The organism is Flammeovirgaceae bacterium SG7u.111, assembly GCA_034044135.1.
Lineage (GTDB): Bacteria > Bacteroidota > Bacteroidia > Cytophagales > Flammeovirgaceae.
The window spans coordinates 6,895,627-6,915,987 of record CP139021.1 but is presented as its reverse complement, the minus strand read 5'-3'; the positions used below and the strand labels follow the sequence as shown (position 1 = coordinate 6,915,987).

General features: G+C 38.7%; 13 protein-coding genes. 8 read left to right on the top strand and 5 right to left on the bottom strand.

The genetic code is table 11. The features are described from left to right. Positions 1 to 88 precede the first annotated feature (88 nt). Both R9C00_26665 and R9C00_26660 read right to left on the bottom strand, forming a co-directional pair. On the bottom strand, positions 89 to 3,319 hold the full coding sequence (locus R9C00_26665; protein WPO35283.1) for a caspase family protein: 3,231 nt from the start codon (positions 3,317 to 3,319) through the stop codon (positions 89 to 91). Between the two features lie 147 nt (positions 3,320 to 3,466). Continuing rightward, positions 3,467 to 3,829, bottom strand: coding sequence for an RNA-binding S4 domain-containing protein (locus R9C00_26660; protein ID WPO35282.1), 363 nt, complete (start codon positions 3,827 to 3,829; stop codon positions 3,467 to 3,469). A gap of 200 nt (positions 3,830 to 4,029) precedes the next feature. Between R9C00_26660 and R9C00_26655 the strand changes: the two genes are divergently transcribed. After that, on the top strand, positions 4,030 to 5,412 hold the full coding sequence (locus tag R9C00_26655) for a sulfatase (protein WPO35281.1): 1,383 nt from the start codon (positions 4,030 to 4,032) through the stop codon (positions 5,410 to 5,412). An 80-nt stretch (positions 5,413 to 5,492) separates the two neighbouring features. Next, a complete protein-coding gene (locus tag R9C00_26650) occupies positions 5,493 to 7,523 on the top strand; it encodes a M3 family metallopeptidase (protein WPO35280.1) in 2,031 nt (676 codons plus the stop codon). A gap of 88 nt (positions 7,524 to 7,611) precedes the next feature. Here R9C00_26650 and R9C00_26645 read toward each other — a convergent pair whose 3' ends face one another. Both R9C00_26645 and R9C00_26640 read right to left on the bottom strand, forming a co-directional pair. Continuing rightward, positions 7,612 to 8,004 carry a DUF1987 domain-containing protein gene (locus R9C00_26645; protein ID WPO35279.1) on the bottom strand — a complete coding sequence of 131 codons (393 nt, stop codon included), beginning with the start codon at positions 8,002 to 8,004 and terminating at the stop codon, positions 7,612 to 7,614. 2 nt (positions 8,005 to 8,006) lie between these two features. Further along, on the bottom strand, positions 8,007 to 8,564 hold the full coding sequence (locus R9C00_26640) for a SiaB family protein kinase (GenBank protein WPO35278.1): 558 nt from the start codon (positions 8,562 to 8,564) through the stop codon (positions 8,007 to 8,009). A gap of 343 nt (positions 8,565 to 8,907) precedes the next feature. Here R9C00_26640 and R9C00_26635 point away from each other — a divergent pair, with 343 nt between their 5' ends. The 4 genes from R9C00_26635 (at position 8,908) to R9C00_26620 (ending at position 15,438) form a co-directional block, all read left to right on the top strand. Beyond that, the gene (locus R9C00_26635) at positions 8,908 to 10,017 is read left to right on the top strand and encodes a DUF1573 domain-containing protein (protein ID WPO35277.1); all 1,110 of its coding nucleotides are present in this window, start codon (positions 8,908 to 8,910) and stop codon (positions 10,015 to 10,017) included. 180 nt (positions 10,018 to 10,197) lie between these two features. Further along, positions 10,198 to 12,474 (top strand): hypothetical protein, encoded by a 2,277-nt coding sequence (locus tag R9C00_26630; protein ID WPO35276.1) that lies wholly within the window; start codon positions 10,198 to 10,200, stop codon positions 12,472 to 12,474. Positions 12,475 to 12,627: 153 nt separating this feature from the next. Beyond that, on the top strand, positions 12,628 to 13,194 hold the full coding sequence (locus R9C00_26625; GenBank protein ID WPO35275.1) for a YfiR family protein: 567 nt from the start codon (positions 12,628 to 12,630) through the stop codon (positions 13,192 to 13,194). Positions 13,195 to 13,290: 96 nt separating this feature from the next. Beyond that, a complete protein-coding gene (locus R9C00_26620; GenBank protein ID WPO35274.1) occupies positions 13,291 to 15,438 on the top strand; it encodes a response regulator in 2,148 nt (715 codons plus the stop codon). Between the two features lie 6 nt (positions 15,439 to 15,444). Here R9C00_26620 and purU read toward each other — a convergent pair whose 3' ends face one another. Continuing rightward, entirely contained in the window at positions 15,445 to 16,317 is an 873-nt protein-coding gene (purU, locus tag R9C00_26615; protein WPO35273.1) for a formyltetrahydrofolate deformylase, read from the bottom strand. A gap of 469 nt (positions 16,318 to 16,786) precedes the next feature. Between purU and hemA the strand changes: the two genes are divergently transcribed. After that, a complete protein-coding gene (gene hemA / locus R9C00_26610; GenBank protein WPO35272.1) occupies positions 16,787 to 18,061 on the top strand; it encodes a glutamyl-tRNA reductase in 1,275 nt (424 codons plus the stop codon). Positions 18,062 to 18,209: 148 nt separating this feature from the next. Next, a complete protein-coding gene (gene glgX / locus R9C00_26605; protein WPO35271.1) occupies positions 18,210 to 20,267 on the top strand; it encodes a glycogen debranching protein GlgX in 2,058 nt (685 codons plus the stop codon). Positions 20,268 to 20,361: the final 94 nt, after the last annotated feature.

Below are 20,361 nucleotides of genomic sequence, written 5' to 3'. Positions count from 1 at the left end.
CAATTGAGTTTTTGGAAAAAGGAAAGCCACGCACATTGCGGGGCTTTTTTTATGCCGCTCGGTTTGTATAGTCCTGAAATAGGTTATCTTATTCTTCCTCAATTAAGCCGATAGGGAAATCTTGTCCGCTGGTGTAGACCGTTGGATATTGCGCCACCCCTTTGTATTGTTCGCTGATATCGGGAATGTTTTGCTCTACAAATACCCTAAGTTCACCTACTGTGATTTTTTTGTCACCTTTTCCTGAATCTGCTTCACCCTCTAAAGCTTTTAAAATACTATAAGTAAATACTCCGTGCCCTAGCTCTTCTACTTCGGCAGCAAACTGTTCCGAATCACTGGCTGCAATCAACGCCACTCCCGTACTCCGCGCAAGTTGTACAATTGCTTTTTCTTCCGTAGCTCCTCTTCTGCTAAAAGCTCTAGCAGCTCCACCAGATTGGCATGCATCGAGTAAAACCAATTGTTTTTGGGCTTTCACTTTTTTGCAAAGGTCTTTCAACTCTCTAGCGGATAAGCCATGGTTTCTGAGTATTCGTTCATTTCCATACATTTTGGTGACATCGTGGGGGCACAAATAATATTCCCTACTTGTGCGGCTTTCGTTCATGACACCATGCCCAGCATAAAAGAAGATAAATACATCATTTTCCGTAGCTTGATTGATTATTTCCGCAAAAGTTGCTCGAATATTTTCGACTGTAGCTTCGGAATCATAAATTTTTCGGGAAATGATATTCTTAAATATTTTTCTTCCTCCTTTCACTATTTGAGCTTCAATGGCAGTAGCATCCGTTCTCGCATAATTAAGGTTATATTTTTTATTCTTATACTCGTCTATACCTATGGTAAAAAGGTAGAGGTTCGATTCGGGTACGATAAAAGATTTGAATGCAATTTCCAGAAAATCGGGAAGAGATTCGGTTCTATCATTATTTAGTGCAATAGCTGTGAACTTGTTTATTCCCTCGGCTAATACGATATCGAATGTGTAAGATTTATATGCACCTTCTTCCGCGGGCGACCTGAAAGTGCTATCGGTTACAGCAATAAGTTTGTTATTTTGGAAAAGTTGAATTTCATCTATTCCGCCACCTTGATCATACGCCTCTATTTTTACCTGAATATTGGCTGTGTCGCACATTAACCCACTTTGAGTCACTTTAAAATGCCCTTGGTTCTGTTTTCTCCTTGGGTAGGTGAAATAAACTTCGGGTGGAGTGGAAAAAGTTGCTGGAACTTCTACATCAGCAATAGCCTCTTCTTCACCCCAAAGAATAGCTCTCCATAAGCCTGGAGAAAAACGTTTTTCATACAAGGCGCTTAGCGGAATTACATAATCTTCTAATACGAAGTGGAGCAAGTTGTTTATCCCTTTTTCCGTTCCATCGAAGTATCCATCGGGGTTAGTGACCACAAAGTTGTTTCCCTTGTCTGCGGGGATAAGGGAAAGGATTTCCATCCCTTCTTTCAACCTCCAAATTTTAATTTGTTGGTCTTCACCTGCGCTAATTACCAATTCCCCATCGGGACTAAATTTAGCACCGTTCACTGTTCCGTCGTGCTCAAAAAGGGTTCGGGAAACTTTACCTGTATGTGCTTTCCAAACTCTTGTAATTTGGTTTGTACTTCCCGATACGATAAAAGCCCCTGTGTGATCGTAGGCAACCGAAGTGATTGGTGCTGAAGTTCCTTCCAGAGATTTTTCTTGTTGTTGGGTAGCAATATTCCAGATTTTGATACTTTCATCGTTGCTGGCACTTGCTAAATGAACTGTATCTGGACTAAAAGCGACCTCATTAATTACACCGGCGTGCCCTTCAAAAGTCGTTTTTAAATTTCCTGTAGCCAACTCCCATATTTTTATGGTTTTATCACTGCTTCCGCTAGCGAGCAAATTTCCATCGGCACTTACAGAAAGACCGTTGACACTGCCCAAGTGTCCAAACAAGTTTCGAAGTTCTTTACCAGTATTTATATCCCAAATTTTGATAGTTTGGTCACTACTAGCACTTGCCACCGACCTGCCATCGGGTAAGAAAACTACTGCATTTACGGCTTCGAAGTGCCCTTGGAAAGTCCTGACTTCTTTTCCTGTGGCTGTGTTCCATACTTTCACAAGCATATCCTTACCACCTGAAACTAAGTATTTCCCATCTGGGCTGTACGCAAGGGATGTTACCTGAGATTTATGTGCATGAATGGAGCGAATAATTTTCCCAGCTTTAGCATCCCAGCTGTAGATCATTCCTACTTTGTTTCCAAAAGAGAATTGTTTGCCTTCAGGGTGCCACTCAATTGTTTTGATGCTAGCAGCTTCACTCGTAATTACTTGATAGCGTCTGCCGGTGATGCTGTTCCATGTAGCAAGCGTGGCATCATCACTGGCACTGGCTAACAAATCTGACCTGTCGCCAATAGAAAGTGCATTTATACTGCCTTTGTGGCCTTGCATCATGAGCACCTTTCTACCCGAAGCAAGCTCCCATGCTACAATTATCCCATCTTTTCCTCCGCTGTAAATCAATTTACTTTGTTGGTCTGTAGTTACCGCTTTTACTCCTCCAGCATGTCCAAACATCACTTGCTTAAGAGACCAATCTGAGGTATCCCAAACTTTTACAGTTCGGTCTTCACCAGCGCTTACAAGCCATTTTCCATCAGGAGTGAAAGAAATGGAATGGATGGAGTCGGTATGGGCTTGGAAGGATTTTACTTGTTTTCCCGTAGTCAAATCCCAAATAATAATGAGCTTATCAGCTCCCGAGCTGGCTAACTGCGGATGGGTAGGGTGAAAAGATAAATCGAGGACACTGCTTCTGTGCCCATCCAAAGAATGCTTTTCCCTTCCAAGTTCATCCCATATTTTTATAACTTTATCATCAGCTCCGCTGGCAAGAACACTTCCATCATCTGACCATTGAAGCGTATTAATGGCTCCTCTATGACCGTAAAATGTCCTGAAAGCAGTTTCTTTTTCAATGTTCCACAGCTTAATAGTCTGATCGGAACTTGCTGTAGCAATGGTTTTGCCATCTTTTCGGAAGCTAAGCGCATAGATGCCTTCTTTATGCCCGAAGAAATTTTTTATTTCCTTACCTGTAACAGCATCCCACAATCTGAGGCTTTTATCTTCACTTCCACTGGCTATGATTTTGCCGTTGGGGCTATAGTCGAGGCAATGAACAGGACTAGCATGTCCTGTCTGCACCTGGAGTTTGGGCTGCTGGGCAGATAAGCCAAAAGAAACCAATAGTTGACTTAAAAAGCTGATTAAGGCTATTTGGAATGGTTGTAGTTTGATAATTGTTTTTAGCATGTTAATTATTATCAGAATAATTTGATAGAAATTCGGACTCCCACCATAAACGTCCATCCTGATTATATCATGCAACTTTGTGGTTGATTTATAGGAAAGGATGGGGTATTAAGTATAAAAAAACAATTATCGTGTAAAGTTGCTCGGCTACTTGAAATATTTTTCAATATCACGCCTTTCTTTTTTAGTAGGTCTGCCTGTGCCTTTTGTTCTGTCAAACTGTTCGGCGAGTTTATGCAACTCTAATTTTTTTACCTCTTCTTCTGCTGTAGTTTCTTCTATATAATCCTCTACAAGTTTTGCCCCAACTCTGCTTTTTAATAGAGCCTTTACCCGATATGTTCTCCAAATCGGCATTTTTTTTACTTTTATTTCTTCGCCTTCTTTTACTTCCCTAGAAGGCTTTAGTGTTTGGCCGTTAATTAATACCTTCCCCGCCTTGCATGCTTCGGTTGCTAAGCTTCTTGTTTTAAAAAGCCTTACTGCCCATAAAAACTTATCTATTCTCATCAGATTTTTGTTATTTATTTGTCAAAATCATCGTTCTCCGATTTTTTTCAAAAAAACAGTATAAATTTAGAAATACTATTACTTGCTATTGGTACTTACCCAAGTATTTTTCTATATAGGAAGTTCCATCTTATAAAAAGATGAAAAAAACTGAAACTAACCAGTGAGCCTTACTTCTTTTAAACTAAAACTTTTCGTTAATGAATAGGTTAGTCTTTCTTTCAGCCATCTTTTTGGTATGTAGCTGTAATCAGCTTAAAAAAGTTGATAATGAACAGCGCAAACTTCTCCCACCTAATATTATTTTCATTTTAGCAGATGACTTGGGCTGGACACAGCTCGGCTGCTATGGTAGCGAATACTATCAAACCCCAAATATAGATAAGTTGGCAGCCAAGGGGATGAAGTTTACCAATGCCTATGCGGCGGCGGCTGTTTGTTCTCCAACAAGGGCATCCATTATGACAGGGAAATATCCTGCAAGGCTCAAGTTGACTGATTTTATCCCTGGAAATGCTGCGGCTGATCATACGCTTCTTGAACCTCTCTGGCAGAAGTTTTTACCTCTAGAAGAAATAACTGTAGCAGAAGCATTAAAACCCAAAGGCTACACCACGGCGCTTTTTGGTAAGTGGCACTTGAGCAAGGAAAAAACTTCACCAGAAAGTGATGCTTTTAATCCTGATAAGCAAGGTTTCGATGAATTTTTTATTACTTACAAACCTAAAAATGGGGAAAAGAAAGAAGATGCCCACAATGTAAAGGCGATTACTTCTCGCTCTTTGAGTTTTATAGAAAAGAATGCTGAAAAGCCTTTTTTACTATTTGTATCGCACAATTCTATCCACGACCCTCTTACGGAAAGCTCAGAAACAATAGCAAAATATGAGAAAAAAGCTGGGGCGGGTGAGGAGAAAAACAATCCTACAATCGGGGCGGTGATAGAAATACTTGATAACAGTGTGGGGCAGATAGTGCAAAAAGTAGAAGAATTAGGGCTGGAAGAGCATACTATGATCGTGTTTTTCTCTGATAATGGGGGAAAGGAAGCCCATGCATCCCAAGCGCCGCTAAGGGCAGGGAAAGGCTGGTTGTATGAGGGTGGAATACGAGAGCCATTGATAGTCCGCTGGGATAAGAATATTGAGGCAGGAAGCACTTCCGAAGCTCAGGTGATTTCTACAGATTTTTTTCCTACTTTGCTAAATGTTGCAGGGCAAGATTCCATTCAAGTGGAAAATTTAGATGGAGAGGATATGTTACCAGTCTTACAAAATACAGGATCTATTTCTAGAAAATCGCTTTATTGGCATTATCCCCATTACCATGAAGGTTCGGGGATGAGACCCGCTGGTGCGCTAAGGAAAGGAGATTATAAACTTATTTTTTGGTATGAAAAATACATTACTGGAGCAAATGATCAGGTAGAGCTTTATAATTTGAAAAATGATATTGGTGAAGAGCATGATCTGGCAGCGGAAATGCCCGAAAAGGCAAAAGAACTGAAAGATGAATTTAGCAAGTGGAGGAGGAATATTGGAGCACAATTGCCAGGTATCCATCCAAATTACTCTACCCAATAATTTTTCTTTCTCAAACAGATCGCCATTTTTGAAGTTTATCAGAGTGAATTTTAATTAGTGAGGACAAGAAACAGAAACCTATGAATCCTTTGTTGGAAAAGTGGGAGACGGTATTGGAAACCGCTCCATTCGAAGAAATAAAAACAACACATTTTTTACCTGCGATAGAAGAAGGAATAAAGCTCGGGAAGGAGGATATCGCTAAAATCACTGAAAATAAGGAAGCTCCAACTTTTGAAAATACGATAGTAGCACTTGATCTTGCTGGAAAGTTATTAGATAGGGCATCCACTATTTTTTTTAACTTGAACTCTGCTGAAACCAACGATGAAATTCAAAACTTGGCCAGAAAGATTTCTCCAAAACTAACTGAGTACAGCAATGATATTTTGCTCAATAAAGATCTTTTTGAACGAATTTTGACGGTATATGAGCAAAGAGATTCACTGGATTTAGATGTGGAGTCACAAACTTTGCTCAGAAAAAGTTATAAAAGTTTTGTGAGAAATGGTGCAGGCTTAGAAGAGGTAGATAAAGAGAAATTGAGGGCAATAGACAAAGAACTTTCGCAGCTATCCCTCACTTTTGGAGAACACCTGCTGAAGGAGACCAATGATTTCAAAATGGTGATCAGCGATGAGGCAGAGTTGGAAGGCTTGCCCGATAGTGCTATTGAGGCAGCGGCTATAGCTGCCAAAGAAAGAGACTTGGAGGGGAAGTGGGTGTTTACCCTCGATTTTCCAAGCTATATGGCTTATATGACCTATGCTAAAAACAGGGCTAGGCGTGAAGAATTATTCAAAGTATTTGCATCAAGAGGGTGTAAGGGTGATGAATTAGATAATAGTGAAATAGTAAAAAAAATAGTTGCACTTCGAAGTGAACGAGCAAAGCTGCTGGGCTATGCTACGCATGCTGATTTTGTGTTGGAAGAAAGAATGGCTGAGTCGCCAAAGCGTGTTTATAGCTTTTTAGAAGACCTTTTAGAGAAAGGTTTGCCTGCCGCCAAAGCAGATGTACTTGAGGTAGAAGAGTATGCAAAGAAGCTTGATGGTATTGACCAATTGCAGCGATGGGATTTTTCCTACTATTCTGAAAAGTTGAAAAAGGAAAAGTTTACCATAGACGATGAAGTACTGAAACCTTATTTCCAACTCGAAAAAGTGGTTGAAGGAGTATTTGGTGTGGCAAATAAGCTTTTTGGTTTAGTCTTTACCGAAAGGAAAAATATCCAAGTGTACCATCCAGATGTTACAGCTTATGAAGTAACCCATACTAGTGGGAGGTACATTGGTGTTTATTATGCCGATTACTTTCCTAGGGCAGGCAAGCGAAATGGTGCATGGATGACCTCGTATAGGGGGCAATCCAACTACAATGAGGTTGAAAAAAGACCACATGTATCCATCGTATGTAATTTCACAAAACCGACTACTTCTCGGCCTTCTTTATTGACTTTTAATGAGGTTACCACTCTTTTTCATGAGTTTGGGCATGCGCTTCATGGCTTATTGGCAGATAGCAAATATGAAGGTTTGAGCGGTACAAGTGTTTTTTGGGATTTTGTGGAGCTTCCCTCTCAGGTCCTTGAAAACTGGGCTTATGAAAAAGAATGCCTCGATATGTTTGCTATCCATTATGAAACAGGGGAAAAAATTCCAGAGGAATTGATCAATAAGATAAAGGACAGTGCGAAATTTATGGAAGGTTATGCCACTGTAAGACAGCTGAGTTTTGGCTTGCTGGATATGGCATGGCATCAAGGTGATGGAAAAGTAGAAGATGTGATGGCTTTTGAAAAAGAGGCCATTAAGCGAACCGATTTATTCCCAGAAGTAAAAGGGACAACTTCAAGCTGTGCTTTTGCCCATATATTCCAAGGAGGTTATTCTGCTGGGTACTATAGCTACAAATGGGCAGAAGTATTAGATGCCGATGCATTTGAGTACTTTAAAGAAGAAGGGATATTCAATAAAGAAGTGGCAGAAAAATTCAGGGAAAATATACTTTCAGCAGGAGGTAGCGAGCATCCTATGACGCTTTATAAGAGGTTTAGAGGAAAAGAACCATCTCCAGACGCTTTGCTAAAAAGAGCAGGGCTTCTTAATTAAGTTGTGGTTCTTACTATACATAAGTTATGAAAAATGTCCTTCAAGCACTTGGAGGACATTTTTCATATATATACTCAACTTATGCTTTTTAAACCACTTTTGGAGTATAGGGAATCAAATTGAAATCAAGTTCAACATCTTCTTTGTATTCTTCCCCACTTTCCAACATATCTATATCGCTTTCCTCATAATACCAGTTGATGGTCACATTGCCTTCTTTATCTTCCTGATATTCTTCTAGCATGTTTAATATTTCCAAAAATCTCCTTGATGAACTCGTATTGAAATACGTCATCTTAAAATTAAACGTGACATCTTTACCCGGTTCGTCTAAATATTCTTCCAGCCATTCAAAAACTGGTTGGAAAAACTCTAGTGTATATTCGTGGTAAGATTCTCCTTCAATTTCAAGAACTGAAGTTTCTGCATTAAAATCTATTCTGGGTATATAAGTTGATCCCTCAATATAAAAGTTTTCCATCACTATACTTTATTAATTTTCACTGAAAGGATGAAGAATGATTCGTTTTCGTCAATTTTTTTTATCATATAATCAAGTGGGTGCCCTGACTTTCTTCTCATGTCAATAAAGCCAAGGTTAGCTCCCGGTTTGTCTTTTCTTTGGGGTTGCTTTCTTTGCTTTTTATAGAGTTCTTTCAGTTCATCACTTGACAAATGGTTGATCTTGGCAAATCGGTCATCTATTTCTATACCATCTTTTTGGTAAATATAGTTCCCTGAGCTTATTATGTAACAATCATCATTTTCGCTTATGGTCAATATCCCAATTCCAATATCTCTTTGAAGCTCTTTAGAGTAAACTCTTTTGGCAGAGTAATGGTGGACATTTTGAGCCATTTCTACTACCAATGCAAAGATTTTTTTGCTAACAAAGTCACTATTAGGAATTTTCTTTAAGTTGATAGCTATCAAAGATAATATATCTTTCGAGAAAGCTCCTTGGAAAGCCATAGAAATGGAATTCGATTTGATTTCATTTCGAAACTGTTTTACACTGAAATGCTCATAAAATTTATCCATTCCAAATTCTGATTGATTGTAAATAGATGATAAGTATTACTAAATGCTGGTTTTTAAAGATGTATTATCATCCGTAAGAACAGTATTTGCACGTATTTATTATGTTCTTAAATGAACTATTGAGGAGCAATGTACTTTATAGCAGTATTGATGTTTTTATCATATTTTGAACATCAAAACCAGCATTTTTATTGTTAGATAAAAGTAAACAGTAGCTAATAGGCGACAAGATGAATTTTAGATGGCTTCTATATGCTGTCTTTTATTACTTATTTGTTTTAGTTTCGTTAGTTTTAAAGTCATATTACGTAAGAGTATTCTTTTGTATTAAAAATCAGATTAAATGAAAAAGTTTGTAACTATCCTTGGGACAGTAATGTATTTGTTAGGCACTGTAGCTATTACAAATGCACAAGAAAAAGGAAAGGTAGAATTTGATAAGCTTCAACACAGTTTTGGGGATATTAAAGAAGAAGGTGGTCCTCAAGAGGTTGTGTTTAGCTTCAAAAACACTGGTAAAGCGCCTTTGAAAATAACCAAAGTCCAAGCTTCGTGTGGCTGTACTACTCCCGAATGGACTAAAGAATTAGTAAAGCCAGGAGGAGAAGGTTATGTAAAAGCCTCTTATAACCCAAAGAATCGCCCAGGACCTTTCAATAAATCGGTTACGGTATGGACGAATGGCGAGCCTGAGATTGTAGTGTTGAGAATTAATGGTAAGGTATTGCCAAAACCAAAAGGTCCTGAGGATTTCTATCCGATGGCAATTGGTAATTTGCGTTTCAAGACAACTCACATAGTTTTTGGAGATGTGATGAATGATGGCGTTGATACAGCGTCTACTGTTGTGTATAATGCTGGAGAAAAGGCTGTTACTCTTGATTTGGAAGCTACAAAAGTTCCTGGTCATATTGAATTTACTTCTTCAAAACTTACTGTTGCTCCAAAAGAGACAGTAACGTTGAGTTTCAAATACGACGCAACTAAGAAAAATGATTGGGGCTATTTGTTTGATTATTTCAAACTGATGACAGATGATTCAGATCGTCCAGAAAAAAGGATAAATGTAAGCGCAAACATTAAAGAGAATTTTGGGGAGATCACTGCCGATACGAAGTTACCAAAAGTGACTTTCGATAAGATAAAGCATGATTTTGGAAGTATCGAAGAAGGGACTAAGGCCAATACAAGCTTTAAATTGACAAATAATGGTGATGCTCCTATGATTATCAGAAAAACAAAAGCATCATGCGGATGTACGGCTACTCGCCCACAAAAAACCAGTCTTGCTCCAGGAGAATCAACTACTATTGATGTTACATTTAACAGCAAGTCAAGAACTGGAAAGCAAAGGAAAACCATCACGGTAATTTGTAATGATCCTAAAACTCCTCAAACCACTTTATGGATAGAGGCAAATGTAGAAAAGACAACTGGTTCGCAAGGAAACTAAGATATCATTCAGTCCCGGGTGTAGTAGCTTCGGGACTGTTTCTTTTCTAATCAATAAAAAAAGACTTTAGCCAATCTTTATGATATTACATCTAACTACTAAATAACCAATCGACTTACTTTTTCCAATAGCCAGCTTTATTTACTTATAAGTCAATTGGCAGAACTATTATTCTGTAATATGAAATTAATTAAAAAGATATCTGTATTTGTGGTGCTTGTTCTGTTCTTGCCTTTAAGCATGATGGCGCAAGACTGGCTAGCTTCGCTAGAGCAGGCTGATGCAATGTTTTTGAGAAAAGAATATGCTGAAGCTCTTTCTGCGTATAGACAATTGAGAACCACATACAACAAATCTATCTTCAATTATAAAATTGGGCTGTGCTATTTGAAATCCCCAAATCATAAAAAAGATGCTGCATCTTATATTGAAAAAGCACTAACAGAAAATGACGGCACTGTACCTATCGATGCCTTTTATTATTTGGGAAAAGCATATCATTACAATTATCGTTTTGTGGATGCGGTGAATGTATTGAACGAGTATTTAGAAAAGACTACCATAAGTGATGAAATGAGGCAGAAGGCTAATGAAATCATTGGTTTTTGTCAAAATGGTAAAAAATTACTGGGAAGGAGAAGGATTGATGTGAATGTGAGCTTTATGGATTTTCCTATCAATACTTCATATAATGAGATCGCTCCAATTGTCTCTAGTGATGGGCAATCTATGTTTTTGAGTTCTGATAGGCCAAAGGATAGGCTTGAACTAGTATTTGGTGATCAGTTTGTATTCATGCCTAAAGAATTGCGCTCTAACCTTGATGATGTTTATTTTTCTAGTTTTCCAGCTGAAAATACGAGATGGGAGCATCCTACTGCCCAAGGAATAGAATACCCTTATGTTGCAACGCTTTCAATGACCGATGATGGGGAAAAGTTGTTGGTTTATTTAGGTCAAGATGAAAGTGAAGGAAGTTTTTTTGTGGTCAATAGAAAGAATAATGGAGATTGGCAAAGACCACAGCCAATAGACTTGATGGTAGATAGGGGGACAGCTGTTAGAGGTGCATGTATGGCTTCCAATGGAAATGTTATTTACTTTTCTAGTAACAAGCCAGGAGGATTTGGCGGTTTTGATATTTATAAAATGCACAGGATAGATGGGAGCAGGTGGTCAATTCCCGAAAACCTAGGAGAAGGAGTGAATTCTTCTGCTGATGAGGTAAATCCTTTTATGCATCCAGACCATACTTCCTTATACTTCAGTTCCAACGGTCATGATTCAATGGGATATTTTGACATATTCCGTTCTAAAAAAATAGGTGCATCGTGGACAAAAGCTTTGAATCTGGGTGATCCAATAAATAGTGTATATGATGATGATTACTTCCAAATTACTCCTGATAACAGTAAGGCTTACTTGTCTTCTGACAGAGGAGGAGATGGTTCTTTTGGTTCATACGATATTTTGAAAGTGGTTTGGGGAGAAAGCCCAATGCCTCTTACCAAAGTATCTGGGGTAATTCAATTACATAAAAATGGTAAAAGTGTTCCTGTGCAGCTTAAAGTCAAAGAAGGAGGAACAGGAGCTATCCAGCAATATGTGTATAGCCCAAAGCCTGAAGATGGGAAATATTTTATGGTGCTTTTCCCTAATAAATTCTACTCAGTAGATGTGATTTATGAGAAGCAAGCTATTGAAAATATAGAGTTAAGGATTGAAGAGGATGTGTTTAATTATCAGTACAGCCTCCAGATAAACATAGATGAAGTTACGGCATTTGGGAAGGTTGTAGCAGATATTGTTGAAATAGAGCCAATGTATAAAACATCTAGCACTACTGATGCTGGAGCAGAAGATGAGATCAGGACGAATCGGTATGATATGCTAGTTGAAGTGCTAAATAAAATTATTGAGTATGCCGATTCTACAGGGAGGGATAGCCTATATCAATATGTCGATGATCCTTTGATACCTAAAGAAGTTGAAGTTCAAGATGTATATGATAATTTGGTATCAACTCTCGATAGAGCTATTCAGACAGGAGAATATAGTATAGTATATAGACTGAAAGGTCCCCTTAATTCACTTATGAATGACGTGACCTGTAGAGGTGCTTATTCTAACAGATTAGGTAGGTGTGTATGCGTAGAAGGCGACTTTCCTTATGCACAAAGTGGAGTTAGTCCTGATGCTCAATTTGAAGAAGATTTAGGTGAATTGGCTTCTCTTCTTAAATCAAATAGACAGCATAAGATTGAATTAGTACATGTGCATTCTCTTCGAAACAATAAAAGCCTATCGACTAACCGCCTCAATTACTTGAGAGATAAGTTGATGGAAAAAGGAGTGGCTTCTTCGCAAATACTAACCTATGATAGTTCTCAGACAACGAATACCTATGTTAACAATCAGGTGTATGATGTGGTAAAAGTGACTATTTATTGTGATTGAGCAGAAGATGATGAGTATATAGTTATAAAGGTATATAAAATAGTATCTTAATATAAAAGTGAATGATTATATTGGGAATAATCCTTAAATTCAAATATTCTTTTGGCAATTGAACAAATTAACGTTAAAGCATTGACCTATATAAAACCAAATGTGAAGAGATTATACGTGGGTCTTCTATTATTGGGTGCTATTATTTTGTTGCCTAAAAAAACACAGGCACAGTGGAAGGAGCATGAAATAAAAGGAGGGTGGGTGTATCACTTTGCGAGATACGTAACATGGCCCGAAGATGTTTTCAAGAAAAACGTAATTGTATTGGGCATTTTAGGAGACGATCCGTTTAGGGGTGTGTTGGATGAGCTTGTTGCCAATCGGAAAGCAGGGGGTAGAACTATCGAAATTCGTAGAGGAAATACCATCAGAGAACTAAAAGGGTCCCATATTCTTTTTGTCGGTCGTTCGGAAGAATACAGGATGAATGAAACGCTTGGCGAGATTTTAAAGTACCGTTCTTACGGGGTGCTCACCATCGGCGATGGAATAGAAGGATTCTGCGAAAAAGGCGGGATTATCAACTTTAATAGAGAAAGGCCAACCTTTAATATCAATATGCAAGCAGCTACCGAAGCAGGGTTGTACTTCGATCCTAAGCTTTGGAAAATGGCTGAACAAATTATTCCTAATAACCCTAACCCGCCTAAAGGACCTGGTAAGTAAAAGAGCCAATACTTGCTGGTAGAAAATGCAAATTTTTATCAGAGGAGAAGGTAAGTTATTAGATTAATGTTTTATGTAAATTAGCTCGGGTGCTTAATGAAAATCAAAGTTGTTCAATCCTTTCTAGATAATGCTCCCATAAAGTATAAGCTAGTAGTTATTACAATTTGTACCAGCGTAATAGCATTACTATTATCTTATAGCTCCTTTGGTATTTATGACTTTGTGAACTATCACGATGGGATGGTGCAAGGTCTGGAACAAAGGGCTTACCTCTTAGGCGATGACAATAAGATTTATGTGAACCTGAAAGGTGACAATGCTATAGAACAAGCTCAATGGGCTACTGTGACAGCCTTACATGAGACAGAAGACATAATGTATGGGGCTATCTTTGATGAAAAAGATTCGGTTTTTGCCTATTACGACCGTCAATTGATTGAAAGAGGCATAGCCCAAAAAGTGCCTAACCAAGCCCAAGGTGCTGCTGCCTTAAAGAAAGAAACTGTCTTAAGCGTTACCAACAGCCCTTCCTTGGCTTTGAACAAAAGTAGCTTTACTCCTATTTATACCTCTTATCGATTTGAAGCTTCCGAGCTGAGTGCCCTTCAAAAATTTTGGGGCTATGTTAAGATTTACGAGCAGGGCTATATTGATATCTGGGTAGATTTATACGATGATGATTTTGCTTCAAAAAGTAAGATCTTAACGGTATTTATTCGGTCTGATTTAAGAATTCCTCTCGATAGGTATAAAAGCTTCGGGAGCGTAGTGGCAATCGTATTTGTCATTGGTTTAATTGGTGCTTATTTACTTTCAATCTGGATCCAACGAGTAATTTCTCGCCCAATTATCCAACTCACCAGTACTACCAAAAAAGTTTCGGCAGAAAAAGATTACTCGATCAAGGTCGATCAAGATTATAGAAAAGACGAAATAGGTACTTTGGCTTCTGGTTTTAATCATATGCTCGGGCAAATAAAAGTACAAAACGAAGCATTGGTGAGTGCCAAGGAACAGGCTGAGCTTTCGCGTGAGCAAGCTGAAATAGCAAGAGAGCATGCCGAAGAGTCGGCAAAGGCCAAGCAGACTTTTCTGGCAAATATGAGCCATGAAATCAGGACACCTATGAATGGCATTATGGGGGTAGCAGACCTTTTGGGCGATACTAAGTTAAATGCTCTGCAACATAAATACTTGGACACCATTCGTTCATCTGCCAGTAATCTGCTTACCATTATTAATGATATTCTTGATTTTTCCAAGATTGATTCGGGCAAGCTTACTTTTGAAGAAAAGGATATTGATATAAAAGAGGTGGTGAAATCGGTAGTGGATAGTTGCCAAGTGAAGATCAAGGAAAAGCAATTGAAGGCAAATGTGTTATTAGACGATATGTTGCCTGATTACATTGTAGGTGACCCAGTAAGATTTCGTCAGATTTTGCTAAACCTATTTTCCAATGCAGTGAAATTTACGAGCAAAGGAGGAGTCGTTACCATAGGAGGTAGGTTGTTGGAAGAAACACACGAATATTTCATTATTCGTTTCTATGTGAAGGACACTGGGATTGGAATAGAGAAAGAAAAGTTTGAATCTATATTTAGTATTTTTTCCCAAGCAAGTGACGATACAACCCGTAAGTTTGGTGGAACGGGGCTAGGTTTGAGTATATCACGCTCGCTAGTAGAAATGCAAGGTGGAAAAATGACCTTAGACAGTGAAGTGGGTAAAGGAAGTACATTTGCCTTCGAAATGTCTTACAAAAAAACAGACCCAAGAGAAGAGCCAAAAGAGGATATAAAAGTAAATGATGTGCCTATCGAGACCATTTCGGCTGATTCAAATTCAGGAAAGACTCAAATTTTGCTGGCAGAAGACAACGAAGTAAACCAAATGGTGGTAGTGACCTTGCTAGAAGATTGGGGTTTTGAGGTAGATGTAGCAGAAAATGGGCAAAAGACGCTTGACCTCATGAAGGGGAAAGACTATTCCTTGGTACTGATGGACGTACATATGCCTGTAATGGATGGCTACAATGCTACCTATGCAATAAGAAATGAGTTTGAGCCACCGAAAAGCGAAGTGCCTATCATGGCACTGACCGCAAATGCATTGAAAGGTGAAGCCGAGAAATGTTTTTCGGTTGGGATGAACGATTATATATCTAAGCCTTTCAAACGAGATGTTCTAAAGGAAAAAATTGTATCTCTTCTCAGCAATACAAAATCGGTTTCCAAATAAATTTTCCTAATCAAAGATGATTGTCCTATTTTCGAAATGAAGGAGTTTATGGTTGATATGATTCCATATAGCTCTAGAAAGTACTATTTTTTCTAAATCTTTTCCTTTTCTTATCAAATCTTTCACTGAGTCTTTGTGGCTTACCCGAGTTACACCTTGGTCAATGATTGGTCCCGCATCCAGCTCCTCTGTAACGTAATGGCTCGTTGCACCAATAATTTTCACCCCTCTTTCATGGGCAGCATGGTAAGGTCTCGCACCTATAAATGCAGGTAAAAAAGAATGGTGGATATTGATGATTTTATCTGGGTATGCTTTTATGAAATCTGGAGAAATGATTTGCATATACCTCGCAAGAACAATAAGATCGATTTGGTGCTTTTCCAAAATAGCTATCTGTTTTTTCTCTTGTTCTGCCTTATTATCTCTAGCAATGGGCAAATATTCAAAAGGAATTCCGAAGCTTTGGGCTATAGGTTCAAGGTTTTTGTGATTGCTTATAATCACAGGTATTTCTATTTCCCACTCCCCCGATTGTCTCCTTGATAAGATATCGAATAAGCAATGCGACATTTTAGAGACAAATACAGCCATCCGATGTATATGGCTTTTAAAAAAAAGCTTGAAGGTCATGCTATACCTCGAAGCTATAAGTGTTTGGAAATAGTCTCGAATTTTATCTTTTGGCACTACAAAATCATCCAATTCAACCTCTAACCGCATGAAAAACATTTTGCGTTCTGTGTCAACATGCTGATCTAGGTAAATGACATTACCTTTGTTTTCTTGCAAAAAACTTGTCACCGATGCTACTATTCCTTTTTGGTCGGGGCAGTACATCAATAATACCGCAATGTCTTTTTCAGTAGTTGTGCTCATTTGTTGTCAAATTCTCATTTTTTTCCTTCCAAAGTTATTAATCCTTTAATGGATAATGAAATTAATTATGGTGATAGAAAAAGGTTGAGATTATAGGGATAATTTAGTAATTCAAGGAATTAAGTTGCTTTGTAAGTTGTTGCCCACAAGGGCTTGTTTAGATCATAAAAGTCACCGAAAGCCTTGATGGATATCATAAACTTAGAGGGCGTTCTATCGCTATGTTTATGAACTAAAATTATAAGAATGGTGGAAAACCATCTAAAACTGACAAGATTCTTTTTTAGAATGAATCTAAACTAGATAGTGGTGCCTGTTCCTTTTTGTGCTCCAGAAGTTTATGGACTACTTTTGCAGTTAGAATGCACAAAAAATACAAAAACACGAACAAAGTGTTTAGGATCAAGGCATCCAGTTCAATAACATAAATCAATTCTGGATAATTAAAGTGGCGCAGAGCCTGATTTTTATGCAGCACCAGTTCAAAGCAATATCACTTTCACACAAAAACGCGTCTCTTGAAGTCCGTGAACTGCTCTCGCTCAGCGAGCAAGCCTGTCACGACCTGCTTCATAAGGTGCGAGACATTACTACTACCTCAGAAGCATTGGTGGTTTCAACCTGCAATAGAACCGAAATTTATTATTCGTCTGATGTTGACTATTCTGAAACCCTAATAAAGTTATTGGCACTTGAGGCAGGTATAACCGATCTATCTAAGTTTTCCCCTTATTTCGAGAAAATTACCAACCATAAAAAAGCTGCGAAGCATTTGTTTCATGTGGCTATTGGGCTAGAGTCGCAAGTAATAGGAGACCTTCAAATTACCAACCAGCTCAAGCGAGCTTACCAACGTTCAGCCGACTTGAACTTAGCAGGGCCTATTTTGCACCGCCTCATGCATACTATCTTTTTTACCAATAAAAAAGTAGTGCAAGAAACAGCTTTTAGAGATGGAGCTGCTTCGGTTTCTTATGCAGCTGTTGAGCTGATAGAGGAATTGGTATATGGGCAAAATAACCCAAAAGTATTGGTATTAGGTTTGGGTGAGATTGGAGCAGATGTAGTGAGAAACCTGAAAAATACAGAGATTGCCGATGTGGTGATTACCAACAGAACGCATGAAAAAGCAGCGGAATTAGCTGATGAGTTTGGATACAAAGCTGTTCCTTTTGAGCAAGCTTGGGAGCAAGTAGAGCGAGCTGATATCATCGTTAGTGCAATAGCAGCTCAGGACGGTGCTTTTTTCACCAAAGAAGAAGTGGCCAAGCTCAACCTCCTTTCTTATAAAATATTCATTGACCTTTCTGTTCCAAGAAGTGTGGACGAGTCGATTGAAGAGGTAGTTGGCGCAATAGTTTATAATATCGATGATGTAAATGTACGAGCTTCGAAAGCAATAGAATCGAGAAAACAAGCAATTCCTGCCGTAAAAGGTTTGATTGATGAGGCGTTGCACGACTTCGATGAATGGGTACATGAAAATAGTTTTGCTCCGGCCATTCAAAAATTTAAAGATGCTTTAGAGCTTATTCGTAATGAGGAAATCAGTAAACACCTTAAGCAACTCGACAATGTGGAGGCGGAAAAAGTAGAAATGATTACCCGCAGTATCATGAACAAAATCATCAAGCTTCCTGTGCTTCAACTGAAAGCGGCATGTAGAAGAGGAGATGCCGAAAACTTGGCAGAAACGCTTAACGATCTTTTCAACATAGAACTTAGCCAAAAGGCAGAAAAATAAATACGATTAAGAGTTCAACAGAAGCCCAGTCCCATTTGAGATTGGGCTTTTTTATTTTCTAAAAACTAAGCTATGACCTTATCTGAGTAATTTTTTTCTCTATCTTAGCTTTGAATACATTCTTGAACCTAACAGCCTTTTTTACGAAATGAGTATGATTACCACTACCCCTGGCATGAGCCATCCGCTCGGTGCTACCTTCACTAAAAATGGTGTAAACTTCTGTGTTTTTTCTGCCTCTGCCGAAGCGGTAGAGTTGCTTTTTTTTGACGGACCAGATGATGAAGAGCCTACGAAAATAATCAAGCTCGATCCTAAGGTGAATAAAACCTTTTATTACTGGCATATAAATGTACAAGGAATAGAAGAGGGTCAAATTTATGGGTTTAGGGTATATGGCCCCATGAATCCAATCAAAGGGTTGCGTTTTGATGGTTCTAAGCTCCTGTTAGATCCTTATTCTAAAGGTGTTGCTATTGGTAAGGGTTACAGTAAAAAAGCAGGGGAAGAACCTGGTAGCAATATAAAAGAGGCAATGAAAAGTGTGGTGTTGGATAGCTCTAGTTTTGACTGGGAAGGTGATAAGCCTCTTTCAAGGCCTTTTTCTAAGACTATTATTTACGAACTCCATGTGGCGGGCTTTACTAAGCACCCAAGCTCAGGTGTGGCAGATGATAAAAAAGGAACATACTTGGGGCTGATTGAAAAAATCCCATATCTCAAAGAGTTAGGGGTGACGGCCGTGGAGCTATTGCCAGTTCAGCAGTTCGATCACCAAGATGCCCCAAGTGGAGTCAATTATTGGGGATATAGTCCTATTAGTTTTTTTGCCCCTCATCATGCCTATGGCACTACTGACGACCCTATTCAGACGGTAAACGAGTTCAAGGAAATGGTGAAGGCTTTCCACAAAGCTGGAATAGAAGTGATTCTTGATGTGGTATACAATCATACATCGGAAGGTGGGGATACAGGACCTATTCAATGTTTCAAAGGCTTTGAAAATAGTGCGTATTATTCGCTCAATGCCGAAACAGGAGAGTACAAAGATTTTTCAGGTTGTGGCAATTCCCTCGATGCCAGCCACTCTATAGTGAGAAGGTTGATCATGGATAGCCTTTGCTATTGGGTGAAAGAAATGCACGTAGATGGGTTTCGGTTCGATTTGGCTTCGGTACTTTCCCGAGACGAATACGGTAACCCGATGAAAAATCCTCCTATTCTTTGGGAAATTGAATCAGAGCCGGTTTTGGCAGGTACGAAGATCATTGCCGAAGCATGGGATGCCGCTGGGCTTTATCAAGTTGGAAATTTCATTGGAGACAAATGGGCGGAATGGAACGGCATGTTCCGAGATGATGCCCGTGAGTTTATGAAAGGTGATACCGATACTGTTTGGGGCTTTGGTCAACGTTTGATCGGCAGTCCAGATATGTTTTCGGTAAGAGATAGAGACCCCAACCGAAGCATCAACTTTATCACCTGTCACGATGGTTTTACGCTTAATGATTTGGTTTCGTACAACGAGAAGCACAACCTAGCAAACGGTGAACACAACCGAGATGGGGAGAAAAATAATGCTAGTTGGAACTGTGGGGTTGAAGGGCCTACTCCCAATAAAGAAATAGAGGCATTAAGGCTCAAGCAAATCAAGAATTTCTTTACCATCCTTTTCCTTGCCCAAGGTACGCCTATGATCTTGATGGGAGATGAATTCCGAAGGACACAAAAAGGAAATAATAACGCCTACTGCCAAGACAATGAACTTAGCTGGGTAGACTGGGAAATGCTGGATGATAATAAAGATGTATATGGCTTTGTAAAGTCTCTGATCAAGTTCAATATTTCGCACAGCATTTTTCAAGAAGATCGCTTTTGGGTTGATTTGCATGAAAAGAAATCTCCACATATTCAATGGCATGGAGTAAAATGCGGGAAGCCTGATTGGGGGAAAAACTCTCATTCAATTGCTCTCACTTTACATAAGAAGAAAAAAGATCCGATTATCCACGTAATGTTTAATGCGTATTGGGAAGATCTTTATTTTGAGCTTCCCGTGATGCACGACAAGCCCAAGTGGCGTAGGGTAATCGATACATCATTGCCTTCTCCAGAGGATTATTGCGAGTATGAAAAAGGGATTGAAATAAATAAAGCAGTTTATAAAGTTCAGTCTCGGTCTATAGTAGTTGTTATGATCAAGTAAGTAATGAAATCAATGATTTTCAATAATTGCCTGTTACAAATGGCATGGTTTTGTATTAAATATAGATAGTCGGAGAAACCGGCTATTTCAGAAA